Source organism: Sulfitobacter aestuarii, from assembly GCF_042685005.1.
Taxonomy (GTDB): Bacteria; Pseudomonadota; Alphaproteobacteria; order Rhodobacterales; family Rhodobacteraceae; genus Sulfitobacter; species Sulfitobacter aestuarii.
This window is the reverse complement of record NZ_JBHUMP010000036.1, coordinates 1-11,229: the sequence shown is the minus strand read 5'-3', so window position 1 is coordinate 11,229 and position 11,229 is coordinate 1. Positions and strand designations below refer to the sequence as shown.

The 11,229-nt window shown below is 62.8% G+C and carries 11 protein-coding genes; 5 read left to right on the top strand and 6 right to left on the bottom strand.

Translation table 11 applies throughout. The features are described 5' to 3' along the window. Positions 1 to 53: 53 nt before the first annotated feature. Positions 54 to 368: a hypothetical protein gene (locus ACFSUD_RS18960; RefSeq protein WP_386376072.1), complete on the bottom strand. Its 315-nt coding sequence runs from the start codon at positions 366 to 368 to the stop codon at positions 54 to 56. Next, positions 365 to 667, bottom strand: coding sequence for an urease subunit gamma (locus ACFSUD_RS18955; protein ID WP_386376071.1), 303 nt, complete (start codon positions 665 to 667; stop codon positions 365 to 367). The genes ACFSUD_RS18960 and ACFSUD_RS18955 overlap by 4 nt, the downstream gene beginning before the upstream one ends. A gap of 240 nt (positions 668 to 907) precedes the next feature. On the opposite strand from ACFSUD_RS18955, the gene mgtE reads away from it, so the two are divergent. Continuing rightward, positions 908 to 2,236 carry a magnesium transporter gene (mgtE, locus tag ACFSUD_RS18950; RefSeq protein ID WP_386376070.1) on the top strand — a complete coding sequence of 443 codons (1,329 nt, stop codon included), beginning with the start codon at positions 908 to 910 and terminating at the stop codon, positions 2,234 to 2,236. Between the two features lie 43 nt (positions 2,237 to 2,279). Here the strand turns inward: mgtE and ACFSUD_RS18945 are convergent, their stop codons facing one another. The 4 genes from ACFSUD_RS18945 to ACFSUD_RS18930 all read right to left on the bottom strand — a co-directional run bounded on the left by ACFSUD_RS18945 (position 2,280) and on the right by ACFSUD_RS18930 (position 4,773). Continuing rightward, a complete protein-coding gene (locus ACFSUD_RS18945; RefSeq protein WP_386376069.1) occupies positions 2,280 to 2,759 on the bottom strand; it encodes a Dps family protein in 480 nt (159 codons plus the stop codon). Between the two features lie 115 nt (positions 2,760 to 2,874). Beyond that, positions 2,875 to 3,186: a DUF1127 domain-containing protein gene (locus ACFSUD_RS18940; RefSeq protein ID WP_386376068.1), complete on the bottom strand. Its 312-nt coding sequence runs from the start codon at positions 3,184 to 3,186 to the stop codon at positions 2,875 to 2,877. Positions 3,187 to 3,502: 316 nt separating this feature from the next. Continuing rightward, on the bottom strand, positions 3,503 to 3,718 hold the full coding sequence (locus ACFSUD_RS18935) for a hypothetical protein (protein ID WP_386376067.1): 216 nt from the start codon (positions 3,716 to 3,718) through the stop codon (positions 3,503 to 3,505). A gap of 155 nt (positions 3,719 to 3,873) precedes the next feature. Next, positions 3,874 to 4,773, bottom strand: coding sequence for a LysR family transcriptional regulator (locus ACFSUD_RS18930; RefSeq protein WP_386376066.1), 900 nt, complete (start codon positions 4,771 to 4,773; stop codon positions 3,874 to 3,876). A 190-nt stretch (positions 4,774 to 4,963) separates the two neighbouring features. Between ACFSUD_RS18930 and ACFSUD_RS18925 the strand changes: the two genes are divergently transcribed. The 4 genes from ACFSUD_RS18925 (at position 4,964) to ACFSUD_RS18910 (ending at position 11,220) form a co-directional block, all read left to right on the top strand. After that, positions 4,964 to 5,686, top strand: a complete 723-nt coding sequence (locus tag ACFSUD_RS18925) for an isochorismatase family protein (RefSeq protein WP_386376065.1) — start codon at positions 4,964 to 4,966, stop codon at positions 5,684 to 5,686. 62 nt (positions 5,687 to 5,748) lie between these two features. After that, positions 5,749 to 7,830, top strand: coding sequence for a hydantoinase/oxoprolinase family protein (locus tag ACFSUD_RS18920; protein ID WP_386376064.1), 2,082 nt, complete (start codon positions 5,749 to 5,751; stop codon positions 7,828 to 7,830). 17 nt (positions 7,831 to 7,847) lie between these two features. Then, positions 7,848 to 9,641 carry a hydantoinase B/oxoprolinase family protein gene (locus ACFSUD_RS18915; protein ID WP_386376063.1) on the top strand — a complete coding sequence of 598 codons (1,794 nt, stop codon included), beginning with the start codon at positions 7,848 to 7,850 and terminating at the stop codon, positions 9,639 to 9,641. A gap of 73 nt (positions 9,642 to 9,714) precedes the next feature. Beyond that, positions 9,715 to 11,220: an NCS1 family transporter gene (locus tag ACFSUD_RS18910; RefSeq protein ID WP_386376062.1), complete on the top strand. Its 1,506-nt coding sequence runs from the start codon at positions 9,715 to 9,717 to the stop codon at positions 11,218 to 11,220. Positions 11,221 to 11,229 lie beyond the last annotated feature (9 nt).

Below are 11,229 nucleotides of genomic sequence, written 5' to 3'. Positions count from 1 at the left end.
GACGCAACCCTCGAACGGAGAATGCCGCGGGAGAGGCCGCCGAGCCAGTCAGCTCACACGGCGATCATGGGGTCTAGCCCTTCGTTGATAATGACATCCTCGTCCGCATAGAGGATCTCGCCCGGGATGATCGGATCTTCATCGGGGCTGAGCGGCTCTTCCGTCTGTCGGCGCGGCGCCTGCCGCGTGCCGCCGCCGGGCCTGCGGGGCTCGCTCAGTCCGCTCGGGCCGGACGACTTCGTGCGCTCTTCGGACTCGGCGCTGGACTGATCGTAATCGCGCCCGGGATCGTCGGTGGCATGCATGGGGCGGTCGGGATCGGCGTCTTCCGAAACAAGTTTTGCAAAGGGGTTAGGTTTCTTGGTCATCTGATCGGCTCCATCACTGTGACGAGTTTGGTGCCGTCGGGGAACGTCGCCTCGACCTGAATCTGCGCGATCATCTCGGGCACCCCTTCCATCACGTCATCGCGGCTGAGAACATTGCGGCCGGATTCCATGAGATCCGTCACCGTCTCCCCGTCACGCGCCCCTTCGAGAAGATAGGACGTCAACAGCGCTGTCGCTTCAGGCAAATTGAGTTTCAGGCCGCGCTCTTTGCGCTCCAGCGCGAGCTTCCCGGCCGTATAGACCATAAGGCGCTCTTGTTCGTGCATGCTCAGTAACATTCGTGCCCTCCGAATATGTAAGCTGTTCTCGAAAGATAGTTGCAAACCGGCAGTTCAGAGTCACGTCGGAATGAGAGAAAGCGAGATTTTTCCCATGAGCGGCCCGGCGGCTGCGAGATCCCGATGCGATGACAGGGCCTGGCATCATGTGTCAGGGAGCGACGCCGAGCTTGAGTTCCGCATCGATATGATAGCCTAAAGCCGTCAGAAACCATGAGACCTTGTTAAAAAGGCCAGTCTATGTCACCAAATCTCCAGCCTTCGCCCAACGACCCGAGTCCCGAAGCGCTCGATCGGTTCTTTCGGCAAACGCGACCCGTCGACCTGGCATTATGGCTTGCCCGTCTGCCCGCGAACGAGGCATGGCAGCACCTCGCCGCGATGTCGCCCCAGCAGCGGGCCGAGATCTTTGGCGAATTCTCACCGGATGATCAGAATGCGCTTGCGACGCTCATCCCCCCTCAGGAGCTGGTCGGCATTGTCGCCCTGATGCAGTCCGATGACCGGGTTGACCTGTTTCAGCGTCTCGGCCCGGATGAGCAAAGGCGGCTGATCCGTGACCTTCCGCCCGAGGTCAGCCGCGATATCGAACGGCTTGCGATCCATGCCGAGGAAAGCGCCGGGGCGATCATGACCTCGGATTACGCGGTGCTGGATGGTGCCATGACAGCGGCCGAAGCGATCGAGGCGCTGCGGCGGCAGGCAGGCGGGTCGGAAACCATTTACCGATCATATGTCGTTGACGAGACTGGCCGCTTGACCGGCTCGGTGCGGCTGCACGCCCTGATCCTTGCGTCGGAGCATACTCTCGTCAGGGATCTGATGGGGCAGGACCCGGTATCGGTGTCGATTGACACGGATCAGGAAGAAGTGGCGCGGCGTATCGCGCATTACGATCTGCTGGCGATCCCGGTGGTGGACGGCGATGGCCGCCTGGTCGGCATCGTCACCCATGATGACGCCGCCGACGTGATGCAGGACGAAGCGACCGAGGATTTCCAGAAGATTTCCCATGTTTTGCCGTTCAAACAGACCATGCGGCAGGCCGGGATCGGGATGCTATACTCACGCCGTATCGTTTGGCTCGCGCTTCTGGTCATAGGCAACCTCTTCTCCGGTGCCGGTATCGCCCATTTCGAAGATATGATCCTGGCGTATGTGTCGCTCGTGTTCTTCCTGCCCCTGCTGATCGACAGCAGCGGCAATGCCGGATCGCAATCGGCGACGCTGATGGTGCGTGCATTGGCGACCGGGGATGTGGAAATGAAGGACTGGCGCGATCTGATCCTGCGGGAATTGGCCGTAGCAGCGGCGCTTGGCGCAACGATGGCGGCAGTGGTTTTCCCGGTCGGCGCCTGGCGCGGCGGAGTCGATGTGGCCCTGACGGTGGGGCTAACGATGTTCATCGTGGTATTGATCGGCAGCCTTGTCGGTATGTCGCTGCCCTTCCTGCTGAGCCGGTTGCGGCTGGACCCGGCGACCGCAAGCGGGCCGCTGGTCACGACGATTGCCGATGCAACCGGGGTGGTGATCTATTTCTCCATCGCCACGATGATCCTGAAAGCTTGAATCCGGGGCGCGCCGGACAGGCCAGCGCGCCCCGGACATGACCTTAGCCCGCCGTGGCGCGCAGCATCCAGGCGGCCTTTTCATGGAAATCCGCCCTGGTGGTGGCGAGATCGGCGGTGACGGGGTCTTCGGCAGCCTCCGCCGTGCCGACGAGCGCGCGCATCCGGGCCGCGAGACGCTCGTGATCGGACAGCAGATCGCGCAGCATCTCTTCGGCGGAGAGCGACACGTCCGCATCACGTCCCTCTGACCGGGCGGCCAGATGGGCGGGCTCGATCGCCGCTGGTTTGCCCAAGGCCCGGATACGCTCGGCCAGCACGTCGGCGGCGGCAAACATGTCCGTATATTGCGCCTCGGTGAGCTCATGCACGGTGAGGAAATGCGGCCCGGTCACGTTCCAATGATACATGTGGGATTTCAGAACCAGCCGGTAGGTGGCGGCCAGCGCCTCGGAAAGGGCGTCTGCCACTGACGCGACATTGGAAATGCTCGCGCGGGCTGTCTCGGAACTTGATGATGACATGGAAAACTCCTGATTATTGGCGTGATGACACGTGTGAAAGGCAATTCCCCTCGCCCGGCGCAAGGACCGGTGCGAGGGGTGCCGTTCGCGTTTGGCGTCGGTTCATGAGGATGAGCTAGGCGGGCGAGACGTTCTGACCAGCCGCGAGCTTCGGCTTTCCGGCAATTTCCTGCGACGACTGGCGCGGGCGGCGCAATCCGAGATCCGCGTCACTCAACCCGTCCACAACGCGCCGAATATCGCCGCGGTAGATACCGATATCCCGCAACGTGGCATCGTCCATCGCTTCCAGCTCGGCAATCGCGCGGCGGCGTAGTCCGTAACGCGCGATCGACCGACCCAGTTGGTAGAACACGCCGAACGGCTCGACACGAGCGCTTCCCCGGGCGAAGTCGGCTAGCATTTTGCGGGTGATATAGATGGTCATTTCATCCTCCAGGCAGTGATACCGGTGCCGGAACGATGCTTGCGATACGTCGCTGAAGCTGCATGGCTTCAGGCCACCGCAAAGCGTGGTCGTTCGGTTCGGCTGATTGAAGTGAAGTCAGAAACCCCCGAGGCGTGGACAGACCAAAAGGCCCGCCCGCCCCGGGCTACCGGCGGTTCAGCAGACGTCCTGCGATCGGCAGGACCCTCTTATGAAAGCGGATCATCATGCTATTGATATCGGCTCTGCCCCGGAGCTTTTCAAGCTTGAGCCGGGCCATCCGGCAAAGATAAGGCTGCCGCGTGCCGCTTGGTCGTTATTGAGGTGCGGGATCCTCCAGCGCGCGAAGGGCCGATTTGATCTTGCGCAGAAGCTCTGTCCGGTCAGTGCCCTCCATCCCCTCATCCGAGGCGCGCATATAGGCTTTCTTATCGTCGCGCCATTGCTCGAGCAGTTCGATCTTGCGCTCGCGGTCCAGCGTTTCGTCCCGCACGATTTCCTCGGGGCTGTCGTATTTTCCGAAATACGGCATGGCAATGCTCCTGTGACAAGTTCGAGAATGAAGATAGCACGAAAGCCGCCCGGGCAAAAAGCTGCGCTCCGGGGCCTCGCAAAGCCTGGTTGGAGCCGATTGCCATAAGCCCCCATTCCCCGCCCCGGAGCAACCCGTCTCCCCTGCCGCTCCGCTCAGCGCGAGACGCCGCGGCGCTTGGCGACATCGACGAATTGCAGCAGGGCGCGGGATCGGTTCGTGCGCTTCCAGACCAGCACCGTGCGGCTGCGGAAGGTTTCCTCGAAGATCGGCCGCACCTCGACATTGCGGCCGAGGAAACCGATCAGGCTTTCGGGATAGACGGTCACGCCAAGCCCGGCTGAAACCAGCCCGATGAGGGCCAATGTGTTGGACGCTTCAAGCTTGGGCTGCAGGGCAATGCCCACCTGATTGAAGAGATCGTCGAGCCTGTAGCGGTATTCGCCCCATTCGGTCATGTCACCGAGGATCAGGTCACTGCTGGCGATGTCGCCGGGGTCGAGCTGGTGCTTGCGCAGCAGCGGATGGCCGCGCGGCATGACGACGTAGAGCCGTTCGGTCGCCAGCAGCAGGCTGTGGCAGTCGGAATTCTCATAGGGGCCGATCATGAAGCCGACATCGATCTCGTCGTTGGCCAGTGCCAGTTTCTGCCCCTGGGTGCGCATGTATTGCAGTTCGAGCGCCACGTCAGGGTGTTTCGCGCCGAAACGCATCACCGCCTGGGGCATCAATTCGGTCGCGGCAAAGGCCATGTAGCCGATCCTGACCCGGCCGGTACGCCCCTCGGCGACGCTGCGCGCCTCGGTGATGGATCTGGCGCAATCGGCGAGGATGCTGGTCGCCCGGCGGAAATACAGCTGCCCTGCCGGGGTCAGGAGCACCTCGCGGGTCGTGCGTTCGAAGAGTTGATAGCCGAGATTGGCTTCGAGCTTCTGGATACGACGGCTGAGCGCCGATTGGTCGATCGCCAGCCGCTCGGCGCTGCGGCGGAAATTGAGCTCCTGGGCCACGGTGACGAAAGAATGAAGCAGCGACAATTCGGGCAGAGCAGGCATGTTTTGCCTTTCGTTTCAGGGGCTAGCCGATTTGATGTTGAGCGTGCATCAATAATTGACCCATCGTCAATTCTTTCTACGTCCGGACCGGCGCATGATCAGGTCAGTCGGAATCGAGGGCATGACGCCATGGCCCCGGAAGTTACTGACAGAACACGTTTACTACCTTGTCTGAGGATATGGAGGTCCCATGAGCGACATCGACAACAAGTACCTGGATCAAATGCTGCAAGCCGCGTTCGATGCATCAACCAAGCTGTATCAGGAACGCGGATTCCAGCGGCGCGTCGGCTTTGGCAAGCGCCCGGCGCTGGTCAGCGTGGACCTTGCCAATGCCTGGACACGGCCCGGCAATCCCTTCACCTGCGATCAGGAGAAGATGGACAACGAGATCATCCCCTCGATGCAGAAGCTGCTGAAGGCCTTCCGCGCGCAGAACCTGCCGGTCGTGCATGTCACCACCGCCTATGAGATCACCGATCGCAACGCGCCTTTTACCGACATGGGCCTGTGGCATGACAAGATCCCCGTGGATGTGGTGGATCTGGCGGACAAGGATCTCTGGGCGATCGACAGCCGCATCGCACCGGTGCAGGGGGAATACACGCTGCTGAAGAAACGCGCCTCTTCCTTCCACGGCACCGAGCTGGCGGGGATCCTGCGGGCCAACAATGTCGATACGATCCTGGTCACCGGCGTGACCGCCTGCGCCTGCGTGCGTCAGACCGTCTGCGACGGCATCGCCGACGGCTTCCGCCCGATCGCGGTGCGCGAGGCGATCGGCGACAGGGTGCCCGGCGCCGTTGCGTGGAACCTTTTCGATATCGACGCGAAGTTCGGCGACGTGAAATCGGTGGATGAATGCGTGGCCTATATCGATGGCCTTGGATCGCACGCCAAGGCGGCGGAATAAGAGGAACAGAGGGCGCCGCGGCAACGTGGCGCCTTCGTTCATTCAACTGGGAGGAGGATAACATGGCCAGAATTGGCGTCGATGTCGGGGGGACGAATACCGATCTCGTTCTCGAAACCGGGGCGGGGGTGTTCTATCACAAGGTCCCCACGACCCTGAAGAACCAGTCCATCGGGGTGGTCGAGGGGGTGCAGGGGATCTGCGCCATGGCCGGGATCGAGCCCGGCGAGGTCGAGACCATCGTACACGGGACCACCACGGCGACGAACATCACCATCGAGCACAATGGCTCGGAATGCGGGATGATCACCTCGGAGGGGTTCCGCGACATCCTGCATATCGGGCGGCACAAGCGGCCGCATAATTTCTCGCTGCATTTCGACGTGCCGTGGCAGAGCCAGCCGCTGGTCAAGCGGCGCAACCGCATTGCCGTGAGCGAACGCATCCTGCCGCCGACCGGCGAGATCGAAACGCCGCTCGACGAGCAGGCGGTGCGCGATGCCTGCGCGCTGTTTCGCAAGCGCGGGATCGACTCGGTGGTGATCGGCTTCATGTTCGCCTTCCTCAACGACGCCCATGAGCAGCGCGCCCGCGAGATCGTGCTCGAGGAAATGCCGGGTGCCTATGTCACCCTGTCTTCGGAAGTGGCCAATGTGATGCGCGAATACGAGCGTTTCTCGACCGCGGCGATGAATTCCTATGTGGGGCCCAAGACCGCGTTCTACCTGCGCGATCTCGAGGCCAAGCTGCGCGAGGCCGGGGTCGGCTCGAAGCTGCGGATCATCCAGTCCAACGGCGGTGTCTCCACCGTCGAGGCCTGCGCCAAGCGCCCCGTCCGTATCCTGATGTCAGGACCTGCGGGCGGCGTTATCGGCGGCGCCTCGGAAGGCGAGATGGTCGGCACCGGCAATGTGATCACCGTCGATATCGGCGGCACCTCGGCCGATATCAGCACCATTCCGGACCATCAGATCAAGATCATGAACCCGCGCGACACCTATGTCTCGGGCCATCCGGTGCTGACCCCGATGATCGATCTCGTGACCATCGGTGCGGGGGGCGGTTCGGTCGCCTATGTCGATGAGGCAGGCGGCTTCAATGTCGGGCCGCGTTCGGCAGGATCGGAGCCGGGCCCGGCCTGCTACGGGCGCGGCGGCACCGAGCCCACCGTCACCGATGCACAGATCGTGTTGGGGCGGCTTGATCCTGACATGGCGCTTGGCGGCGACCTGCAGCTCGACGCCGAGCTGTCGCGCAAGGCGGTCGAGGAAATGATCGCCAAGCCGCTTGGCATGAGCGTGACGGAGGCCGCGCTGGGGATCATCAGGATCATCAATTCCAACATGGCGCTGGCGATCCGCTCCAACTCCGTTGCACGCGGGGTCGATCCGCGGGAATTTTCGATCATGCCCTTCGGGGGCGCCGGTCCGCTGCACGGCGTGGCTCTGGCCGAGGCGGTCTCGGCCAAGGAGGTGATCGTGCCGGTGGCTCCGGGGATCACCGCCGCGGTCGGCCTGCTGAAAACCGATCTGCAATATGAGCATACCGAGGCGCTGGTGATCGAGCTCAGAGCCGCCGGCAGCGCGGAATTCGACCGTATCAACGCAGCGGTGAGCGCCCTGCGCGAGCGCGTCGCGGCCGAGCTTGACGCCGACGGCATTGCCCGGGCCGAACAGCATGTCGAGGTGATTGCGGAATGCCGTTATCACGGTCAGGGCTTCGAGCTGCGCGCCAGCATGCCGGAGGGGCCGGTGAGCGACGACAATGTCAGTGCGATCACCGATTCATTCCATGATCAGCACCATCTCGATTACGGCTACAGCTATCGCGAGGCGGAGGTGGAGCTCATCACCCTGCGCGCCATCGCCACCGCCAAGGCCCGCAAGATCGAGATCCCGAAAGTCGCCCCCACCGATGGCTCAAGCCCCGACCGGGCGCTGATGTTCGTGCGCACCACGACATTCGATGATGGCCAGACGCTGGAAACTCCGCGCTATGATCGCGGCAAGCTGTTTGCCGGGGATGTGGTGAACGGGCCGGCCATCCTGATCCAGCACAATTCCACCACGCTCGTGCCCCCCGGCTATGCGGCCGAGACGCTGGCGCATGGCAATACACGCATCCGCCCGCTCGGCGCCGTGTGAGACAGGGAGAGAACAACATGAATGTCATGACAAAAACCGTCGCCGCGCAGGAGGTCGATCCGATCACCCTGCAGGTGATCCGCGGCTCCTTCGAGACCATCGCAGAGGAGATGGGCCATGTGCTCTACCGCATGTCCTTCTCCTCGATCATCCGCGAAAGCCAGGATCTCGGCGCCGGGCTTTTCGATACCGATTACAACACGCTCTGCGAGAGTGAATCGACCCCGATGCATATCGGCTCGATCCCCGGCTATCTGCGCGGCATCGAGGAGACGCTGGAGGATGGCGAATGGTACGAGGGCGATGTGGTGGTGCATAACCACCCCTATCACGGCGCCTCGCATACGCCCGATCTGGCAATCGTGGTGCCGGTCTTCTACGAGGGCCGACTGGTCGGTTTCGCGGGCAATACCGCGCATCACGTGGATATCGGCGCGGCAACGCCGGGGCTGATCATCGACGTGCCGGATGTCTATGCCGAAGGCATGTTGCTGGCCGGGGTGAAGCTCTACCGCAAGGGTCGGGCCAATACGGCGATGTGGAATTTCATCCGCAACAACAGCCGCGCGGCACAGCAGCTGGTCAGCGATATCGAGGCGCAGGTCGCCTCGGCACGGCTCGGGGCCAGGCGTTTCGTTGAATTGATCGAGAAATACGGCGAGGAGGTCGTCTTCGGCGCGGCGAACCAGCTCATGGCCTATTCCGAACGTATGACCCGGCAGCGGCTCACGGAGATTCCCGACGGCGAATATGTCGCCGAAGGCTGGCTCGATGACGACGGGCGCAACCGCGACCGGCAGCTCAAGGTGAAGGTGACGGTGCGGGTCAGCGGCGACGAGGTCGAGGTGGATCTGACCGGCTCGGCGGATCAGACGCCCACCGCCTATAACGTGCCCTTTGAAGGTTCGACCAAGGTCGCCGCCTATGCCGCCTTCCGCAAGCTGCTGCTCGACACCGCGACGTCGGATATCAGGGTACCATCAAACGAGGGCTCGTTCCGCCCCGTCAAGGTCACGGCGCCGCTCGGGTCGATCTTCAACCCGAGGGCGCCGGCCTCGGCCGAGGCGCGTTTCACCCAATGCAACCGGATGATCGACCTGATCATCCGCGCATTGGCGCCGGTGCTGCCCGAACAGGTGATCGCCGGGAGCTCCGCCTCGATCTCCTTCGCCGCCTATTCAGGGGTGCGGCCCTCGGGCGAATACTGGGTGTTTCTGGAGGTCAACGAGGGCGCCTATGGCGGGCGGCCGCGCTCGGACGGGCCGGATGCCATCGACAACCTGATGGCCAACACCCGCAACAACCCGCTCGAAGATCTGGCGATGCATATTCCGATGATCTGCGACCGTTACGAGCTGCGTGACGACGTGCCGCCCGGGGCCGGGGAGTTCCGCGGCGGTATCGGCGTGGTCAAGGCGCAGCGGGTGCTGACGCCAGGTTTCATCACCCATGAAAGCGAGCGACATACCGAAGCGCCCTGGGGGATCTTCGGCGGCCATGACGGCGAGGTCGGCAAATGCCTGCTCTATAACACGGACGCACCGGACGACCCGGCCCAGGAGATGCATTCGAAATTCTCCGGTCTCGAGGTCAGGGCCAATGATGTCATGGCCTATTACAGCCCCAATGGGGGCGGTTTCGGTGATCCGCTGAACCGGCCCGCGCAGAAGGTGCTCGAAGACGTGCTCGACGGTTTCGTGCCGCTCGATCAGGCGCGGGACGCCTATGGGGTCATCATTGACCTTGCGGAGGAAACGGTGGATCTCGAAGCAACCAACCGCCAACGCGAAAAGCTGCGCAAAAAGCAGTGACAAGATGAAGGGGCGCCTGTTGCAGGGCGCCCTTCTTCATCGGGCCGGAAACAACAAAAGGGAGGAATGTAACATGTCCACGACGGAACAAGTCGGCAGAGCGACGCCGCAGCGTGAAGCCCTGGTCGAGGAATCTATCTTGCCGACCGGGCTCGGCCAAAGGCCGATCGGCATGCTCGGCTATGCCTGGATCTGGGTCGGAATTGCAGTAATCATCGCGACCTATTCGCTCGGTGCGGCGGGCGTCGGTGGCGGCGTGTCGCTTTCGACGGTCATCATCACCATCGCGCTGGCCAATCTGACGATTGGGCTGTTCATGTTGCTCACCGCGGATATCGGCACCGAACACGGGCTGACCTTCGCCGTTTATCTGCGCGCGCCCTTCGGTGTCCATGGCACCCATCTTCCGGCGGTCTCGCGCGGGGTGGTGGCGGCGATGTGGTTCGGCATCCAGACCTATCTCGGCGCGCTGGCGCTCAACGGGATCGGCCAGTATTTCCTCGGTTTCGACAATTGGTTTGTCTGGTACGTGCTGTTCGCCATCCTGCAGGTCGCGAACACCGCTTCGGGCATCAAATCGGTGGAGCGCCTGGCCTCGCTGGCCGCGCCCGCGATCATCGCGATTTCGGTGTGGATGTATTTCACCCTCGAAGGCGTGGCCGCGACGCAAGGCATCAACCTCTGGACCTATCAGGCCACCGGCGAGATGAGCCTGCTGGTGCTGTTCATCGCCAATATGGGATTCTGGTCGACCCTGGCAATCGACATCCCGAACCTGACCCGCTTCATCAAGGTGGCACCGGGCCAGCGCGGATTCTTCAGCCGCAATCGCAACATCTTCCTGGCGCAGCTCGTGGCCCTGCCGGTGACACAGGCGCTGATCGCCGGGCTCGGGGCGGTGTCCTTCATCGCGGCGGGCAACTGGAACCCGGTCGAGGTCATCCAGGCACAGGGCGAAGGGCTGTCGCTTGTGCTGCTGCTGGCGCTGGTGGTGCTGGCCCAATGGTCGACCAACAACTCGGCCAACCTGATCCCCTCGGCGCTCACCTTCGTCAACCTCGCGCCACGGCTGATCAACTACCGGATCGCGGTGGTCTTGGCCGGGATCGTCGGGACGATCTGCTTTCCCTGGGAGATCCTCAACAACCTCTTCGTGTTCCTCGGCTATTACGGTGCCTTCCTCTCGGCGATCGGCGGCATCATGGTGGCCGATTACTACCTGCTGCGCCGCCGCCGTCTCAACGTGCCGGACCTGTTCCGCATGGAGGGGCAGTTCTACTATGCGGGCGGGTTCAACCCGGCCGGGTTGATCGCCTGGGTCGTGGCGGGCGGCGTGGCGGCGTGGTTCTCGCAATACGCCTTCCTCATCGGCTTCCCGCTCGGGCTCGTGCTCTATCTGATCGGAATGAAGGCGATGGTGCTCGGCGCCCATCCGCAGGCGGAGATCCGCAGCAATTTCTCGGATGATTATCTCGCCACCAGCATCGGCCGAAGCTGGGTCTATCGCGGTGCCGGGCGGTTCGACAAGTTGACCCCGGAGGAGGCGCGGGGCAGCGATGTCCGGCGCGAGGATATGTAAACCGGAAGA

Coding starts and splice junctions, on each gene's coding strand:
- ACFSUD_RS18960 (WP_386376072.1), bottom strand. CDS start 368: ATGACCAAGAAACCTAACCCCTTTGCAAAACTTGTTTCGGAAGACGCC.
- ACFSUD_RS18955 (WP_386376071.1), bottom strand. CDS start 667: ATGTTACTGAGCATGCACGAACAAGAGCGCCTTATGGTCTATACGGCC.
- mgtE (WP_386376070.1), top strand. CDS start 908: ATGTCACCAAATCTCCAGCCTTCGCCCAACGACCCGAGTCCCGAAGCG.
- ACFSUD_RS18945 (WP_386376069.1), bottom strand. CDS start 2,759: ATGTCATCATCAAGTTCCGAGACAGCCCGCGCGAGCATTTCCAATGTC.
- ACFSUD_RS18940 (WP_386376068.1), bottom strand. CDS start 3,186: ATGACCATCTATATCACCCGCAAAATGCTAGCCGACTTCGCCCGGGGA.
- ACFSUD_RS18935 (WP_386376067.1), bottom strand. CDS start 3,718: ATGCCGTATTTCGGAAAATACGACAGCCCCGAGGAAATCGTGCGGGAC.
- ACFSUD_RS18930 (WP_386376066.1), bottom strand. CDS start 4,773: ATGCCTGCTCTGCCCGAATTGTCGCTGCTTCATTCTTTCGTCACCGTG.
- ACFSUD_RS18925 (WP_386376065.1), top strand. CDS start 4,964: ATGAGCGACATCGACAACAAGTACCTGGATCAAATGCTGCAAGCCGCG.
- ACFSUD_RS18920 (WP_386376064.1), top strand. CDS start 5,749: ATGGCCAGAATTGGCGTCGATGTCGGGGGGACGAATACCGATCTCGTT.
- ACFSUD_RS18915 (WP_386376063.1), top strand. CDS start 7,848: ATGAATGTCATGACAAAAACCGTCGCCGCGCAGGAGGTCGATCCGATC.
- ACFSUD_RS18910 (WP_386376062.1), top strand. CDS start 9,715: ATGTCCACGACGGAACAAGTCGGCAGAGCGACGCCGCAGCGTGAAGCC.